Source organism: Pseudodonghicola sp. (genome assembly GCF_048268305.1).
GTDB lineage: Bacteria > Pseudomonadota > Alphaproteobacteria > Rhodobacterales > Rhodobacteraceae > Pseudodonghicola.
Window position 1 is genome coordinate 86,499 of record NZ_JBLWVT010000009.1, and the last position, 16,426, is coordinate 102,924.

16 protein-coding genes are annotated in these 16,426 nt (G+C 67.1%); 7 read left to right on the forward strand and 9 right to left on the reverse strand.

The genetic code is table 11. The features are described 5' to 3' along the window. Positions 1 to 59: 59 nt before the first annotated feature. Positions 60 to 1,091 carry a tryptophan--tRNA ligase gene (trpS, locus tag ACN0V4_RS17110; protein ID WP_417678326.1) on the reverse strand — a complete coding sequence of 344 codons (1,032 nt, stop codon included), beginning with the start codon at positions 1,089 to 1,091 and terminating at the stop codon, positions 60 to 62. 138 nt (positions 1,092 to 1,229) lie between these two features. On the opposite strand from trpS, the gene ACN0V4_RS17115 reads away from it, so the two are divergent. Then, entirely contained in the window at positions 1,230 to 1,916 is a 687-nt protein-coding gene (locus tag ACN0V4_RS17115; RefSeq protein ID WP_417678328.1) for a rhomboid family intramembrane serine protease, read from the forward strand. 80 nt (positions 1,917 to 1,996) lie between these two features. On the opposite strand, the gene ACN0V4_RS17120 is transcribed toward ACN0V4_RS17115, so the two are convergent. The 4 genes from ACN0V4_RS17120 to ACN0V4_RS17135 form a co-directional block, all read right to left on the reverse strand. Continuing rightward, the gene (locus ACN0V4_RS17120) at positions 1,997 to 2,188 is read right to left on the reverse strand and encodes a DUF2892 domain-containing protein (protein ID WP_417678330.1); all 192 of its coding nucleotides are present in this window, start codon (positions 2,186 to 2,188) and stop codon (positions 1,997 to 1,999) included. A 92-nt stretch (positions 2,189 to 2,280) separates the two neighbouring features. Further along, on the reverse strand, positions 2,281 to 3,828 hold the full coding sequence (murJ, locus tag ACN0V4_RS17125) for a murein biosynthesis integral membrane protein MurJ (protein WP_417678332.1): 1,548 nt from the start codon (positions 3,826 to 3,828) through the stop codon (positions 2,281 to 2,283). Between the two features lie 127 nt (positions 3,829 to 3,955). After that, entirely contained in the window at positions 3,956 to 6,787 is a 2,832-nt protein-coding gene (locus tag ACN0V4_RS17130) for a [protein-PII] uridylyltransferase (RefSeq protein WP_417678334.1), read from the reverse strand. Then, positions 6,747 to 7,937 carry a penicillin-binding protein activator gene (locus ACN0V4_RS17135; RefSeq protein ID WP_417678336.1) on the reverse strand — a complete coding sequence of 397 codons (1,191 nt, stop codon included), beginning with the start codon at positions 7,935 to 7,937 and terminating at the stop codon, positions 6,747 to 6,749. The genes ACN0V4_RS17130 and ACN0V4_RS17135 overlap by 41 nt, the downstream gene beginning before the upstream one ends. Positions 7,938 to 8,024: 87 nt before the next feature. Between ACN0V4_RS17135 and rsmI the strand changes: the two genes are divergently transcribed. The 4 genes from rsmI to ACN0V4_RS17155 all read left to right on the forward strand — a co-directional run bounded on the left by rsmI (position 8,025) and on the right by ACN0V4_RS17155 (position 11,176). Beyond that, a complete protein-coding gene (gene rsmI / locus ACN0V4_RS17140) occupies positions 8,025 to 8,882 on the forward strand; it encodes a 16S rRNA (cytidine(1402)-2'-O)-methyltransferase (protein ID WP_417678338.1) in 858 nt (285 codons plus the stop codon). Between the two features lie 4 nt (positions 8,883 to 8,886). Further along, positions 8,887 to 9,279 carry a YraN family protein gene (locus ACN0V4_RS17145; protein ID WP_417678340.1) on the forward strand — a complete coding sequence of 131 codons (393 nt, stop codon included), beginning with the start codon at positions 8,887 to 8,889 and terminating at the stop codon, positions 9,277 to 9,279. A gap of 65 nt (positions 9,280 to 9,344) precedes the next feature. Further along, a complete protein-coding gene (gene gshB / locus ACN0V4_RS17150; RefSeq protein WP_417678342.1) occupies positions 9,345 to 10,280 on the forward strand; it encodes a glutathione synthase in 936 nt (311 codons plus the stop codon). Further along, entirely contained in the window at positions 10,277 to 11,176 is a 900-nt protein-coding gene (locus ACN0V4_RS17155) for an alpha/beta hydrolase (protein WP_417678344.1), read from the forward strand. The genes gshB and ACN0V4_RS17155 overlap by 4 nt, the downstream gene beginning before the upstream one ends. On the opposite strand, the gene ACN0V4_RS17160 is transcribed toward ACN0V4_RS17155, so the two are convergent. From ACN0V4_RS17160 to cobU, 4 genes are all read right to left on the reverse strand, one after another. After that, positions 11,142 to 12,656 (reverse strand): YifB family Mg chelatase-like AAA ATPase, encoded by a 1,515-nt coding sequence (locus ACN0V4_RS17160; protein ID WP_417678346.1) that lies wholly within the window; start codon positions 12,654 to 12,656, stop codon positions 11,142 to 11,144. The genes ACN0V4_RS17155 and ACN0V4_RS17160 overlap by 35 nt on opposite strands. A 117-nt stretch (positions 12,657 to 12,773) precedes the next feature. After that, a complete protein-coding gene (locus ACN0V4_RS17165; RefSeq protein WP_417678348.1) occupies positions 12,774 to 13,460 on the reverse strand; it encodes a glutathione S-transferase in 687 nt (228 codons plus the stop codon). Positions 13,461 to 13,520: 60 nt separating this feature from the next. Next, positions 13,521 to 14,099 (reverse strand): histidine phosphatase family protein, encoded by a 579-nt coding sequence (locus ACN0V4_RS17170; protein ID WP_417678350.1) that lies wholly within the window; start codon positions 14,097 to 14,099, stop codon positions 13,521 to 13,523. Further along, entirely contained in the window at positions 14,096 to 14,617 is a 522-nt protein-coding gene (gene cobU / locus ACN0V4_RS17175; RefSeq protein ID WP_417678352.1) for a bifunctional adenosylcobinamide kinase/adenosylcobinamide-phosphate guanylyltransferase, read from the reverse strand. The genes ACN0V4_RS17170 and cobU overlap by 4 nt, the downstream gene beginning before the upstream one ends. 103 nt (positions 14,618 to 14,720) lie before the next feature. Here cobU and ACN0V4_RS17180 point away from each other — a divergent pair, with 103 nt between their 5' ends. Together ACN0V4_RS17180 and ACN0V4_RS17185 are read left to right on the forward strand one after the other, a co-directional pair. Next, positions 14,721 to 15,599 carry an RNA polymerase factor sigma-32 gene (locus ACN0V4_RS17180; protein WP_417678354.1) on the forward strand — a complete coding sequence of 293 codons (879 nt, stop codon included), beginning with the start codon at positions 14,721 to 14,723 and terminating at the stop codon, positions 15,597 to 15,599. Next, positions 15,596 to 16,417, forward strand: coding sequence for a ChaN family lipoprotein (locus ACN0V4_RS17185; protein WP_417678356.1), 822 nt, complete (start codon positions 15,596 to 15,598; stop codon positions 16,415 to 16,417). Before ACN0V4_RS17180 ends, ACN0V4_RS17185 begins: the two co-directional genes overlap by 4 nt. Positions 16,418 to 16,426: the final 9 nt, after the last annotated feature.

The window sequence follows — 16,426 nt, forward strand, 5'->3', positions numbered from 1 at the left end:
CCCCCGGATGGCGCGGCCGGAGAGGGGGGCGGCCCGCCGGAGCAGGCCGCCGATTGGCTTCAGAGTTCGACCGGCCCGACCATGCCGATGATCTCGTAGGTTTTCTTCAGGATCGGTGCGGTGATCTCGCGGGCACGCTCGGCGCCGCGGGTCAGGATGCGGTCGATCTCGTCCTGATTGTCCATCAGCCGCGACATCTCGGTCGACACCGGGGCGAGTTGAGCGACCGCGAGATCCGCCAGAGCCGGCTTGAATTCCGAGAACGCCCGGCCACCGAAATCGGCCAGCACCTGATCGACGGTCTGATTGTTCAGCGCCGCGAAGATATTGACCAGATTGCGCGCCTCGGGCCGGTCCTCCAGCCCCTTGGCCTCGGAGGGCAGCGGCTCGGGGTCGGTCTTGGCCTTGCGGATCTTCTTGGCGATGGTGTCGGCATCGTCGGTCAGGTTGATCCGGCTGGCGTCCGAGGGATCGGACTTCGACATCTTCTTGGACCCGTCGCGCAGGCTCATCACCCTTGTGGCGGCGCCTTCGATCACCGGCTCGGTCAGCGGGAAGAAATCGACGCCATAATCGTGGTTGAACTTGGTGGCGATGTCGCGCGTCAGCTCGAGGTGCTGCTTCTGATCCTCGCCCACCGGCACGTGGGTGGCGTGATAGACCAGAATGTCGGCCGCCATCAGCGACGGATAGGCGAAGAGCCCGAGCGAGGCCGCCTCGGCGTTCTTGCCGGCGGTCTTGTCCTTCCACTGGGTCATGCGACCCATCCAGCCCATCCGGGCGACGCAGTTGAACACCCAGGCCAGTTGCGCGTGCTCGGGCACCTGGGACTGGTTGATCAGGATGGATTTCTCCGGGTCGATGCCGCTGGCGATGAAGCCGGCGCAAAGCTCGCGCGTCGAGCGGCGCAGATCGGCGGGGTCTTGCCAGACGGTGATCGCGTGCAGATCGACCATGCAATAGATGGTCTCGGTGCCGCGCTCTTGCCACTCGGCAAAGCGCTTCAATGCGCCAAGGTAATTGCCAAGGTGCAGGTTGCCCGAAGGCTGGATGCCGGAAAACACGCGGGGCGTGAACTCGGTCTCGGTCATCAGAGACAACTCCCGTCTGGTAAAAAGACCCTGTGTCGCTTACCCATGCGCCCAGGTGGCGTCAACAGGCGCCATGGTGTCGGCATGCAGGGCCGGCATGATCGACAGGCAGGACAGAGAAGCCAAGGAGCCCGAGCGATGCAGCCAAACGAAAGACACCCCGCGGTCAATCCGCTGCCGCCGGTGGTGGTGGCGCTGTTCCTGGTGATCATGGGGATCGAGATCACCTTCTGGCTCGCCTCGCAGGGGATGATCGGCGGCCCCTCGGCGGTGGGGTGGCGGCTCGAGGCGATCCAGCGCTATGCATTTTCGGCCCAGATCCTTGGCTGGATGATGGAAAGCGGCCATTGGCCGATGCAGCATCTGCTGCGCTTCGTCTCCTATGCCTTCGTGCACGTGAGCTTTACCCAGGCGCTGTTCGTCGGGGTCTTCGTGCTGGCGATGGGCAAGATGGTGGCCGAGATCTTCGGTAGCCTGGCGATGCTGCTGATCTATGTCGCCTCGGCCGCGGGCGGGGCGTTGATCTATGGGCTGATCCTGCCCGATCCGCTGCCGCTGATCGGCGGGTTCCCGGCGGTCTACGGGCTGATCGGCGCCTTCACCTATATCCTCTGGCGCCGGCTGGGCGCGGTGGGGGCGAACCAGCTGCGGGCGTTTTCGCTGATCGCGATGCTTCTGGGCATCCAGCTTCTGTTCGGGTTGATCTTCGGTGGCAATGTCGACTGGATCGCCGATCTGGGCGGCTTCCTGACCGGCTTTGCATTGTCTTTCGTCGTGGCGCCGGGCGGCTGGGGGCGGATCCGCAACAAGATCCGCCACGACTGATCCGCGTTGATCCTGCCAATGCCCGCCCGGCTGCCGTCGGGCGGGGGAGTGATCAATATTCCGGCAGTCGCCTCAGGCGTTCACTTCCTGCTCGGGCAGGTGTTCATCCCGAGGATCTGGTAGAGCGGGCAGTAGCCCACCAGCCCGGTCAGCAGCGGGATCAGGCCGATCAGCCCCCACATGGTCTTGGGGCCGACGAAGACCAGCGCCAGCAGGACCAGGCCGACGATGATCCGCAGGGCGCGGTCCAGGGTTCCTTCGTTACGTGGCATGACGTTCTCCTTGTGATGAGACTCAGGCGGTATGCTTCCGGATGATAGTCTGGATTTGCGCTGCCGTCTCGACCCTCGGCCCCACGCGGCTATCAGCCGCGGCGGCGCCTGAGAGCGCCGGCGAATTCCGCCAGTCGCACGCCGCCGATCACCTGGGCGACGCCGAAATAGACCACCACCCCCAATACGATCAGCCCTGTCAGCGCCAGATAGCGCAGCCCACCGGTATGCAGCGCGGTATCGAACAGCCGCGCCGCGGCCCAGAGGGTCGCGCCCATGATCGCGGCGGCCAGGCAGATACGCCAGATACGGGTGCGGAACCGCGCGTCGAACCGGGCGACATCGCCGAAACGCCGGCCGCCGATCACCAGCAGAACCACCATCGCCCAGCCGGCGGCGGTGGTGGCGATCGCCGGGGCGATCCAGCCGAGGAAGGGCGCGAGGCCGATCGCCACCACTGCGTTCAGTGCCATCGCCGCCAGCGCATAGTGGAACGGGGTGGTGGTATCCTCGCGGGCGAAGAACAAGGGCTGCAGGATCTTCTGCAGCACGAAGGCCGGCAGGCCGAGCCCGTAGACCGCCACCGCCAGGGCGATGGCCCGGCTGTCCTCGGCGGTCATCTCGCCACGCTGGAACAGGACCGAGACCAGCGGCAGCGGGATCGCCACCAGCGCCACCGCCGAGGGGATGGTCAGCGCCAGCGACACTTCGCCGGCACGGGAAAACGCATGGCGGGCGCCGTCATGATCCTCGGCTGACAGCCGGCGCGACAGATCGGGCAGCAGCACCACGCCGATGGCGATGCCGACCACGCCGAGCGGTAGCTGATAGAGCCGGTCGGCGGCATAGAGCCAGCCCACCGCATCCTCGAAATAGCTCGCCACCTGCTGGCCGACCAGCAGGTTGATCTGGACCACGCCGCCGGCCAGGGCCGCCGGAACCGCGATCTTGACCAGCCGGGCCAGTTCCGGCGTCCAGCGCGGCCGCTTGAAGCGCAGCGAAAATCCGGCGCGGGCGGCAGCAAACCAGACCAGCGCCAGCTGCGCCGCGCCCGACACCGGGATCATCCAGATCAGCGCCCGGGCGACATCGCCGCCGAAGAATTGCGCCGCCATCATGCCGCCGATCAGAAAGATGTTCAGCACCACCGGCGCGGCGGCGGCGGCGGCGAACCGGCCGGTGGCGTTCAGGATGCCGGAGAACAGCGCCGCGAGCGAGATGAACAGCACATAGGGAAAGGCGATCCGGCCGAATTCGACCGACAGGGTGAATTGCTCCTGACCGCTGAACCCGCTTGCGGTGGCGAAGATCAGCCAGGGCATGCCCACCTGGGCGATCAGCGTCAGCACGATCAGCACCGAGGCCAGGCCGCTCAGCGCATCCTCGGCAAAGGCGCGCGGGTCTTCCTCGCGTTCGAACTTTTTCGAGAACATCGGCACGAAGGCCATGTTGAAGGCGCCCTCGGCGAAGAAGCGGCGGAACATGTTGGGCAGGCGGAAGGCCACCACATAGGCCTCGTACAAGGGGCCGGGGCCGACCAGTGCCAGGATCATGGCATCGCGGACAAAGCCGAGTATCCGGCTGCCCAGGGTCCAGATGCCGACGGTGAAAAAGCCGGCCATCAGGCGGATCGGTTTCATGAGGTTCTCATCCTACGCGGGGCGCGCGCACGCGCCTGTGCTCAGCGCATGGCCGGCGGCGCCCCTTCTGTTCCTGCTCCACCCAGCAATAGCTGGCCGCCGCGCCCGGGGGAAGGGGCGGCGCAGCCTAGCCGTCGGCGCGCTCCGCCCCTTCGGCAATCGCCTGCCTGAGCTTGGCCTCAAGCGACTTCTGCTTCGATTGCGAATGGTACTTCAGCCCGAACATGTCCTTGACATAGAAGCTGTCGACCACCTGCTCGCCATAGGTCGCGATCACCGCATTGGCGATATAGACGTTGGCCGAGGCCATTGCGCGCGCCAGGTCATACAGCAGCCCCGGCCGGTCGCGGGTCTCGACCTCGATGATCGTGTAGATATCCGATCCCTCGTTGTCGAAGGTGATATGGGTCGGCACGTTGAAGGCCTTTTCCCGCTTCTTGATCTTGTCGCGGGATTTCAGCGCCTCGGTGGTGACGACCTCGCCCTTCAGCGTCTTGTGGATCATCTGGGTCAGCCGCGGCAGCCGGTTGGCCTCATAGGGGTGCCCCTCGGCATCCTGGATCCAGAAGGCGTCGGTGACATAGCCGTCCTTGGTGGTATAGCTGCGCGCGTCGACCACATTGGCGCCGACCAGCGCCAGTGCCCCGGCAATGCGCGAAAAGATGCCCGGATGGTCGCCCATCACAAAGCTGGCGCGGGTGGCATCGCGGTCCTCGTCCGGATGCAGCCGGATGACGATGCCGGCGGGATCGCCCCTTTCCTCCAGCTCGCGCAGCATTTCGGCGAAATCCACATGGGCGGTGACATGCAGCCCCTGCCAATAGGGGGCGTAGTGGCGCGAGGTTTCGGCCTTGAGCATCGCCTTCGGCCAGTTGGGCAGGGCGGCGCGCAGGGCGCGCTTGGCCTCGACCCCACGGTTCTCGCGGGTCAGATCCTCCATGCCGCCCTGCAGCGCCCGGCGGGTCTGATTATAGAGCGCCCGGATCAGCGCCGCCTTCCAGTTGTTCCAGGTCGACGGGCCGACGCCGCGGATGTCGCAGACGGTGAGCACGGTCAGCAGTTCAAGCCGCTTGGTGGTCTGCACCGCCTTGGCGAAGTCGCGCACCGTGCGCGGGTCGGAGATATCGCGCTTCTGCGCCAGATCGGACATCAGAAGGTGATAGCGCACCAGCCATTCGACGGTTTCGGATTCCGACTTGTTCAGCCCCAGTCGCGGCGCCACCTGACGGGCGATCTTGGCGCCGAGGATGGAATGATCCTCGGGTCGGCCCTTGGCGATATCGTGCAGCAGCAGCGCGACATAGAGGATGCGCCGGTTCACCCCGCGCTTGAGGATGGTGGTCGAGACCGGCAGCGCCTCTTTCAGCTCGCCCTTCTCCAGCTTGGCAAGCTGGGCGATGCACTGGATGATATGCTCGTCCACCGTATAGCTGTGATACATGTTGAACTGCATCATCGCCACGATCGGTTCGAATTCGGGGATGAAGGCGGCCAGCACCCCCAATTCGTTCATCCGTCTCAGCGCCCGTTCGGGGTTGCCGTGCTTCAGCAACAGATCAAGGAAGATGCGCTGCGCCTCCTTGTCGTTGCGCATCTCGTCGTCGATCAGATCGAGGTTGGCGGTCACCAGCCGCATGGCATCGGGGTGGATCAGCATGCCGGTCCTCAACCCCTCTTCGAACAGCCTCAGCAGGTTCAGCTTGTCCGACAGGAAGGCCTTGGGGTCGACGATGGCGAGACGGTTGTTGATCACCTTGTAGCCGGCCCGCACCTGCGGCCGGCGGCGGAAGATGCGTTCCAGCAGCGGTTCGCTCTTCAGGTGGATCGCCTCCAGCTTGGTCAGGAAGATCCGGGTCAGATCCCCCACCGCGGTCGCCTCGCGGAAATAGCGCTGCATGAAGATTTCCACCCCGCGCCGGCCGGCCCGGTCGCGATAGCCCATGCGCTCGGCCACTTCGACCTGCAGATCGAAGGTGAGCTGCTCGGTCGCCCGCCCGGTCAGCAGGTGCATATGCGACCGTACCGCCCAGAGGAAATCCTCCGCCTGCACGAAGCGGGCGAATTCGTCGGGACGGAACACGCCCAGCGGCACCAGTTCGGCCGCGTCCTCGACCCCGTGGATATATTTGGCGATCCAGAACAGCGACTGCAGATCGCGCAGGCCGCCCTTGCCCTCTTTCACGTTGGGCTCAACCACATAGCGTTCGCCCTGCTTGCGATGGCGCGCCTCGCGCTCCGACAGCTTCGCCTCGATGAAGGCGCGGGCGCCGTCCGAGAACAGCTCCTGCTTCAGGGTCTTGTTGAACTCAGCCGCCAGCGCCTTGTCGCCGTCGATGAAACGATGTTCCAGCAGCGCCGTGCGGATGGTGAAATCGCCATGCCCCAGCTTGACGCAATCGCGGATGGTGCGGCTGGCGTGGCCGACCTTCAGCTTCAGATCCCACAGCATGTAGAGCATCGCCTCGATCACCTTCTCGGCCCAGGAGGTGATCTTGTGCGGGGTCAGGAACAGCAGGTCGACGTCGGAAAACGGCGCCATCTCGCCGCGGCCATAGCCGCCGACGGCGATCACCGCGATCCGTTCCGAGGCGCGCGGCGCCGGTTCGGGTTGCAGGTGGTTGATCGCGATATGCAGCGCCGCGGTGACCAGATTGTCGGTGAGATAGGTATAGGAGCGCGTCAACGGTCGGGCGGCGAAGGGATGCGCCGCAAAGGCCGCGGCGATCGCCGCGCGGCCCTGGTCCTTGGTCTCGCGCAGGATGTTCAGCGCCTCCGCCCGGAACGCGGTGGTGTCGGGCGCAGAGCGGGCGGCCTGGTCGATGCGGGCATGTACCCTGTCCGTGTCGAAGACGGCCTGCGGATCGCAGATCAGCAGGCCGTCGGGATCAGGGCTGGGCAGGGCGGGGTCGGGCGCTGGTTTAGAAACCAGCGCCGGAGAAGCTTGCGGGAGCCGGGTCAATCACAACCACCTGTTTGTTCTGGATCATGGCCACCGCGAGGCCACGTTCGTTGGTGCCGTCGGACCGCAGGCGGAAGATGCCGCCGACGCCCTTGAAACCGGCGTTCTGGGTGAGCGCTGCACTGGTCAGCGCATTCGATTTTCCGGCGCCGACCAGGGCGCCAATGGCGGCGATGCCGTCATAGGCGAGCCCGCCGATCGGATGCGGCGCGCCGCCATAGGCGGTGGCATAGCGGCTGCGGAACTGGTCCGACATCACCGGATCGGGCATCGCGAACCAGCCGCCCTGGACGCCGGGCAGCGCCAGCGTCTGGGTCGGGACGTCCCAGCGGGTCAGACCGATGTATTGCACCGTTGTCGGCGACACGCCGGCCTCGGGCAGCAGTTGCGAGAACAGCGGCAGCGCGCCGGCGGTGGTCGCGGTCAGGAAGATCGAATCGGCGCCGGTGGCGGCGACGGTATCCCGGATCGCCGGGATCGAGGCGATGACCCCCTGTTGCGACAGCGCGTGTCCCACCGCGCCGGCCTCGTTCAGACCGGCATGGGCCAGCGCCTGTTCGATCGCGGCCTTGCCGGCCTGTCCGGCGACATTGGTGGAATGGATGACGACCACATTGCGCTTGCCCTGGCGGGCGGCAAAGGTCGACAGCCGCTGCGCGGTGTTCAGGAAGGTCGGCCCCAGGACGAAGACGTTGCCGCCGGCGATCGAGGTATTGTTGGAGAAGGACAGGACGTTGATCTGGCGTCCGGCGACGGCCAGGCCGGCGGCATTCGCGGCCTCGGCATAGACCGGGCCAAGGATGATCTGCGCCCCCTCGTCCGCGGCCTGGGTGGCGACGGTCGCGGCGGTGGCGGCATTGCCCTTGGTGTCATAGACGCGCAGGTCGATCTGCACGTTCTGCAGATCGGCGATCGCCAGGCGCGCCGCATTTTCAAGGCTTTGCGCCAGGATCGCATCGCCGCCCTGACCAGAGCCCTTGGGCACCAGCAGCGCCACCCGGACCGGTTTGCTGGGATTGATCGTGGGACCGCCCCCGACCATCGTGGTGGTGTCACAGGCTGCGACCAGCCCCAGCAGGGCAAGAGCGAGGAGTTTGGTGGCGACAATCCTAGTCACCGCCTTGCGGGCGGTGGCGAAACGGGCAAACATGTCCTAATGAACTCCTGAATCCGGCAGCGGCGGGACCGCGTTTCAATCACCTCCGGATAATAGTCGTCAGAAAGGTCCGGTCCAGCGTTGAATCATCAAAAGGTCAGTTTGGCCCCGGGGCTCTATTTCCTCGCCACCCCGATCGGCACCGCGCGCGACATCACGCTCAGGGCGCTCGATATCCTTGCCTCGGCCGATGTGATCGCGGCGGAGGACACCCGCAGCCTGCGCCGGCTGATGGAGATCCACGGGGTGCCCTTGGAGGGACGGCGGATCATCGCCTATCACGATCACAGCGGCCCGGCAGCGCGGGCGCATCTGATCGAGGCGCTGCGTCAGGGCCATTCGGTCGCCTATGCCTCCGAGGCCGGCATGCCGCTGATCGCCGATCCCGGCTATGATCTGGGTCGCGCCGCGGCCGAGGCGGGCTTTGCCGTGACCGTGGCTCCGGGGCCTTCGGCGGCGCTGGCGGCGCTGACGCTTGCCGGTCTGCCCACCGATGCCTTCTTTTTCGCGGGCTTCCTGCCCAATGCCAGCAGCGCCCGCCGCACCCGGCTCGAGGCGCTGCGCGACATCCCCGGCACGCTGATCTTCTACGAATCGCCGAAACGGGCAGAGGCCAGCCTGGTCGATATGGCCGAGGTGCTGGGCCCCGAGCGTTCTGCGGCGCTGTGCCGGGAATTGACCAAGAAGTTCGAGGAAATCCGCCGCGGTAGCCTGGCCGACCTGGCCGAGACGGCGCGCGAGAACCCGCCGCGCGGCGAGATCGTCATCCTGGTGGACCGCAGTCATTCAGAGCCCGTTAACGCTTCTGACATAGAGTCGGATCTGCGTGCGGCGTTGCAGGACCACAGCGTGCGGGATGCCGCCGATCTGGTGGCCAGGATGCACGGGCAGAAGCGGCGCGAAGTGTACCAATTGGCGTTACAATTGTCGAAAGGGTGAGACGATGGCAGGCTTCGGGACAGGGCGGACGACGACTCTGCGTGACCGGGGCCTGAGGGCCTATCTTGCCGGAGAGGCCGCCGAGGCGCGTATCGCCCAGGATTACGAAAGACGCGGCTTCACCATCGCCCGGCGACGCTGGCGTGGTGCGGGTGGAGAAATCGACCTGATCGCGCGTCTGGGCGACGCCGTCATCTTCATCGAGGTCAAGTCGGCCCGCGATTTCGCCGCGGCTGCGGAACATCTCGGCGCGCGGCAGATGGCGCGTCTCTACACGGCGGCCAATGAATTTCTTGGCGGTGAGCCGGATGGCCTCCTGACCGAGGCGCGCTTCGACGTGGCGCTGGTCGACGGGCAGGGCGCCTTTGAGATCGTCGAAAACGCCTTTGCCGCCTGATCCCCATTGATCCCCCGGCCCGGCTGCGCCATGTATCCCCCTGCAGCCGACAGAGGGGAAGCGCCATGAAGATCGCCTTTCAGATGGACCCGATCGGGGCCGTGAACATCAATGCCGACAGCACCTTCCGGCTGGCCGAAGAGGCGCAGAAGCGGGGGCATGAGCTGTTCTATTATGGCCCGGATCAGCTGGCCTATCAGGAAGGGCGGATCACCGCGCGGGGGCAGGATTTCACCGTGCAGCGGGTGGCCGGAACCCCGGCTATCCTGGGTGAGGAACGCGAGGTCGATCTGGCCGATTTCGACGTGGTCTGGCTGCGTCAGGATCCGCCCTTCGACATGCATTACATCACCTCGACCCATCTGCTCGACCGGCTGAAGGGGCAGACGCTGGTGGTCAATGATCCGTTCTGGGTGCGCAACTATCCCGAAAAGCTGCTGGTTCTGAACTTTCCGCAGTTGACGCCCCCGACCACCATCGCCCGCGATCTGCGCACCATCCGCGCCTTCAAGGAAAAGCACGGCGATATCATCCTGAAGCCGCTCTACGGCAATGGCGGCGCCGGCGTCTTCCGGCTGGACGAGAACGACCGCAATCTCGCCTCGCTGCATGAACTCTTCACCGGCTTCTCGCGCGAACCGCTGATCGTGCAGAAATATCTGCCCGACGTGCGCAATGGCGACAAGCGGGTGATCCTGGTCGATGGCGAAGCGGTCGGCGCGATCAACCGGGTGCCGGCGGCGGGGGAAACGCGGTCGAACATGCATGTGGGCGGGCGCCCCGAGAAGATCGGCCTGACCGAACGCGATCTGGAAATCTGCGCCACCATCGGGCCGCTCCTGAAGGAGAAGGGCCAGGTCTTCGTCGGCATCGACGTGATCGGCGATTACCTGACCGAGATCAACGTGACCTCGCCCACCGGCATTCAGGAGCTGGAGCGCTTCGACGGCACCAATGCGGCGGAGAAGATCTGGGAAGCGATCGAAGCCAAGCTCGGATGAGCTGGCAGCGGGCGTTTCTCAATCGCCTGCTGCGGCTGACCGAAAAGCCCTATCTGGCCAGGGTGTCTGATCCCGAGGCCATTCGCGCCCGGTTCGCCCGCCGGGCGCGTCTGTTTTTCCGGCCGCCGCGGCGGGTGCCGGTGACGGCGGTGCCCGGGGGGCTCTGGGTCGGCGGGGAGGCCGGGCCGGGGCCGGTGATCCTCTATTTCCATGGCGGCGCCTATGTCTTTGGCGCGCCCGAGACGCATCAGGGGCTGGCGGCGCGGCTGGCGCAGCTGACCGCGATGCCGGTGATGATGCCGCGCTATCGGCTGGCGCCGGAACATCCCTTTCCGGCGGCGATCGAGGATGCCCGTGCGGCCTATGAGGCGCTTCTGGCGCGGGGGATCGACGGGGGGCGCATCGTGCTTGGCGGCGACAGCGCCGGCGGCGGTGTGGCGCTGTCGCTGCTGGGCGATCTCCTGGCCCGTGGTGTTGCGCCTCCGGCCGGATGTTTCGCCTTCTCGCCGCTCACCGATTTCACCTTTGCGGGGCAAAGCATCGCTGGCAATGCGACCCGCGATGTGATGCTGCCGGCCTCGCGCGCGCAGGACATGGGGCGGATGTACCTGCAGGGGGCGGATCCGCGCGATCCGCTCGCCTCGCCGCTCTTCGCCGATTTTGCCGGTGCGGGGCCGGTCTGGCTGACGGTGGGGAAGACCGAGATCATGCTGGACGACAGCCGCCGGATGGCGGTGCATCTGCGCGATCAGGGGGTCGCCACCACCGAGATCATCGCCGGCAATCTGCCGCATGTCTGGCCGCTGTTCTGGCGCTGGCTGCCCGAGGGGGATCAGACCCTGGGCGCGTTGGCGGGCTGGATCAGGACGGCAGTTGCGCCGTCAGCCGGAAGCTGAGCGCCTCGGCCAGATGCGGCCGGCGCACCGCCTCTGACCCGTCGAGATCGGCAATGGTGCGCGCCACCCTGAGAATGCGGTGATAACCGCGGGCGGAGAAGCCGAAGCGTTCGGCGGCCTTGACCAGCAGGTCGCGCCCCTCGGCGTCGGGGGTGGCGATGTCTTCCAGCAGGCGGCCCTCGGCATCGGCGTTCTGCCGCGCGCCGGGGTGATCGTCAAAGCGCGCCGCCTGCACCGCACGGGCCTTGGCCACCCGTTCGGCGATGACCACGGACCGCTCGCCGTCGGCGGGCAGGTCGAGGTCGGTGAAGGCGACCGGCGGCACCTCCACCCGCAGATCGAACCGGTCCATCAGCGGCCCCGAGATCCGGCCGAGGTAGTCGGCGCCACATTGCGGCACCCGGGCGCAGGCGCGGGCCGGGTCGGAGAGATAGCCGCATTTGCAGGGGTTGGCGGCGGCCACCAGCAGGAAGCGGCAGGGATAGGTGACATGGGCATTGGCGCGGGCGATCATCACCTCGCCGGTCTCGATCGGCTGGCGCAGGGTTTCCAGCACGGTGCGGGAGAATTCGGGAAATTCGTCCATGAAGAGGACGCCATTATGCGCCAGACTGATCTCGCCCGGTCGGGCGCTGCGGCCGCCGCCGACGATCGCGGCCATCGAGGCGGTGTGATGCGGCTCGCGAAACGGCCGGGTCCGGCTGATGCCACCCTCTTCCAGCACGCCGCAGAGCGATTGGATCATCGAGGTCTCCAGCGCCTCGGCCGGGGAGAGCGGCGGCAGGAGGCCGGGCAGCCGGGCCGCCAGCATGGATTTTCCCGATCCGGGCGTGCCGACCAGCATCAGGTGATGGCGCCCGGCGGCGGCGATCTCCAGCGCGCGTTTGGCGCGTTCCTGGCCCTTGACCTCGCTCAGGTCGCGGTCGGGGGGCGCCGTGGTCACCTCGCCGGGGCTGGCGGGGGGGATCGCCGCCTGTCCGGTGGCGTGGCGGATCACCGCGCCCAGATCCTCGGCGCCGATCACCTGGCAATGGCCGACCCAGGCGGCCTCCGGCCCGCAGGGGGCGGGGCAGATCAGGCTGCGGTCCTCCTCTGCCGCGGTCATCGCCGCCGGCAGCGCGCCGGGAACGGCAATCAGCCGGCCATCGAGTGACAGCTCTCCCAGCGCCACGGCGGTTTCGGCGGCGTCATCGGGGATGATGCCGATCGCCGCCAGCAGCGCCACCGCGATCGGCAGGTCGAAATGGCTGCCCTCCTTCGGCAGATCGGCGGGAGAGAGGTTGACGGTGATCCGCTTGGCGGGCAGCGCGATGGAGAGCGCGCTCAGCGCGCTGCGCACCCGGTCGCGCGCCTCGGACACCGCCTTGTCGGGCAGGCCGACGATGGCAAAGCCCGGCAGGCCGGCGGTGACGGCGCATTGCACCTCGACCAGCCGAGCCTCGACCCCCTGGAAGGCGACGGTATAGGCGCGTGAGACCATGCGGGCATCCTGCGGTTGGGGGGTGATCCCTATCGCTAGCGGCAAGGTGGTTTAGGAAATGTTAACGGCACCGCGAGGGCGCCGTCGGCATTCGAGTATTTGGGCAGAGAAGAAGGTTCAGGCCGGGATCGGCCAGTCGGTGGCGGGCAGATCGCAGCGGTAGGGTTCCGGATCGTAGGAGACCTTGAGCCCCTCGGCCCGCCAGGCGCGCACCGAAGCGTCGGACAGCAGCGCCAAGGCATAGGCGCGGGCCTCGTCGCTGACCGGCAGGTCATAGCCGATGATGCGGGCGGCGACCGGGGTGTAGAAGACATCCGCCAGGCTATAGGCGCCGAAGAGCCAGCCCTGGGTGGCGCCGGAGATGGCGCGGGCATGGGCCCAGAGGGTTTCCAGCCGGGCCAGATCGACGCGCACCGCCTCGGAGGGCTCAAACCCCTGGTAGACGCGCAAAAGCTGCATCGGACAGGCGCCGCGCAGCGCGGTGAAGCCGGTGACCATTTCGGCGGCGAGCCAGCGGGCGGTGGCGCGCTGGGCCGGATCGGCGGGCCAGAGGCCGAGGTCCGGGTGGCGTTCGGCGAGCGTCTCGGCGATGGCGAGGCTTTCGCCCACCACGGTGCCCTCAGGCGTGCGCAGCACCGGCACCAGACGGGCGGGGGCCACTTCGGCCAGGTCCCGGGCCATGCTGCCCGAATAGAGGCCCACCATATGGAGGCGGCAGGGGAGGCCGAATTTCTCGAGCATCAGCCAGCCGCGCAGCGACCAGCTCGAATAGATCCGGTCGGCGATATAGAGATCATAGGTCATGGGGCGGAGCCTAGACCGGCGCCAGCCCAGAGGGGAAACGACATTTCGTGACGACCCGCGTCACGGGCAGTGATTGATCCGGCCCAGCCGCCAACCCGTGCCGTCGTGCAGGAGTTCGGTGAGCGAGAGGTTGTCGATCTTCTGGCCGAAGGCCTGGGCGGGGGGGATGGCGCGGGCGCGCTGGTACTGGCTGAGGATCAGGCCGAAATGCGCCACCACCACCAGATCGGCGCCGGGGTGGCGGGCGATCAGCGCGTCGATGGCGGCATCGGCACGGGCGCGCAGATCGTTCCAGCTTTCACCCCGGGGCGGGCGGATATCGCCGGGGGTTTCCCAGAAGGCGCGGAGGCGGTCGGGGTCTTCCGCCTCGACCTCCTTGAAGCGGCGCAGCTCCCAGGCGCCGAAATTCATTTCGCGCAGGCGGGGATCGTGTGGCAGCCGCGGGCGGGCGCCCTGGATCGCGTCGGCGGTGGCGACCGCGCGGGAGAGGTCGGAGGAGATCACCGTCGCATCGCCGGGCAGGGCGGCGGAGAGGCGGGCGAGCGCCGGGGTATCGGAAAGATCGGCAGGCAGGTCTGACCAGCCGACCATGGATTTCGCATGGGTCGGCCCATGGCGGATCAGCAGCAGGCGGGTCATGGCAATTGTCCCTTCAGCACCAGGGGCAGCCCGGCCACCACCTGCACCGCCAGGTCGGCCTCGCGCGCCAGGGCGATGTTCAGCCGGCCCTGCGCCTCGCGGAAGCGGCGGCTCATCGGATCGGCCGGCACGATGCCCTGGCCCACTTCGTTCGACACCACGATGACCGGCGCGCGGCAGGCGGTCAGCGCGGCGATCAGCAGGCTCTGGCGGTCTTCCAGATCGCGTTCGGCCATCATCTGATTGCCGAGCCAGAGGGTCGCGCAGTCGAAGAGGCACACGCAATCGTGATTGAATCGGGCCAGCACGGGTTCGACATCGAGTGGCGCCTCGTGGGTGGTCCAATCGGCGCCGCGCCGTGCCCTATGTCGTTTGATTTTCTCGCTCATTTCCCCGTCGAGAGCCTCCGAGGTGGCCAGATAATGCTTTGCCAGGCCGCAGCTTTCGGCCAGCGCTTCGGCGAATTCCGATTTGCCGGAGGCGGCGCCCCCGAGTATGAATGTGAGTCCGGGAAACATGTTTTTTCCTCGTATCCGCCCTCTCGCGCCCCGGGCAGGGGTAGCAGGATTGGGGCCCAAGACAAGATGCGCCGCCACAGACCGGAAAGGGAAGGGGGACGACATGGCACTTGATCTGAGCGAAAACACCGCGATGTCCCGCCAGGCCAGAAAGGCCGAGCTTCTGGATGCCGAAACCGAACTGGCGCTGGCCCGCGCCTGGCGCGATCAGCGCGACGAGGCCGCGCTGCATCGTCTGATCACCGCCTATATGCGGCTGGCGATCTCGATGGCGTCGAAATACCGCCGTTACGGCGCGTCGATGAACGATCTGATTCAAGAGGCCGGGCTGGGCCTGATGAAGGCCGCTGACAAGTTCGACCCCGACCGCGGCGTGCGGTTCTCGACCTATGCTGTCTGGTGGATCAAGGCCTCGATCCAGGATTACGTGATGCGCAACTGGTCGATGGTGCGCACCGGGTCGACCTCGTCGCAGAAGTCGCTGTTCTTCAACATGCGCCGCGTGCAGGCCAAGCTGGAGCGTGAGGCCAGCGCCGAGGGCGCGGTGCTGGACCGGCATCAGCTGCACCAGATGATCGCCACCGAAATCGGCGTGCCGCTCAGGGATGTCGAGATGATGGACGGCCGGCTGGCCGGCAGCGATTTCTCGCTCAACGCGGTACAGACTGCGGATGAGGATGGGCGCGAATGGATCGACACGCTTGAGGATGACAGCGCCCAGAGCGCCGAGATCGTCGAGGAAAGCCACGATACCGAGCAGCTGCGCCAATGGCTCTTGCAGGCGATGAAGACGCTGAAACCGCGCGAACAGTTCATCATCCGCGAACGCAAGCTGCGCGAGCCGCCGCGCACTCTGGAAAGCCTGGGTGAGGAACTGGGGTTGTCGAAGGAGCGGGTGCGACAGCTCGAGGCCGCGGCCTTTCAGAAGATGCGCAAGAGCCTTGAGGCGCAGTCGGAAGAGGTGCAGAACTTCCTGCTATGAGGAAGCTGCTGGGGGCCTTCGCCCTGATCCTGTCGGCCGCCCCGCTGTGGGCGGCCCCCCTGTCTGACCAGATGCCGGCGGAGGCCCTTGCGGCGATGCGCGCCGCCGATGTGGTGTTTCTGGGCGAGCTGCACGACAATCCGGCGCATCACCTGATCCAGGCCGAGGCGCTGGCGGCGATCGCCCCCAAGGCGGTGGTCTGGGAGATGATGACCGAGGCGACGGCGGCGCGGCTGACGCCCGAGGCTGTCGACAGCCCCGAGAGGTTGGAGCGGCTGACTGGCTGGGCCGACAGCGGCTGGCCGCCCTTGGCTGACTATATGCCGGTGTTCCGGGCGGCCCGCGACGCCCGCCAATACGGTGCCCTGATCCCGCGCGAGGCATTGGGGCAGGTGATCGCCGAGGGCGTCGTTGCCGCCTTCGGGGCCGAGGCGGGGCGCTATGGTCTGGACCAGCCCTTGCCGGTGACGGAACAGGCCGCGCGCGAGGCCGACCAGCAGGCGGCCCATTGCGGTGCCATGCCGGCCGACAAGCTGGGTCTGATGGTCGATATCCAGCGGCTGCGCGATGCCGCCCTGGCGCGCGCCGCGCTGCTGGCGCTGATCGAAACCGGCGGTCCGGTGGTGGTGATCACCGGCGACGGCCATGCCCGGCGCGATCGCGGCGCGCCGCTTTACCTGCTGCGCGCGGCGCCCGAGACAAGGGTCTTCGCGCTGGGCCAGGCCGAGGCCGGGCGGATCGACGGAGCCTTCGACGCGGTGGTGGACAGCCCCGCCGTCGACCGGCCCGATCCCTGCGCCGGCTTCACCAAACCCTGATCGCGGCAT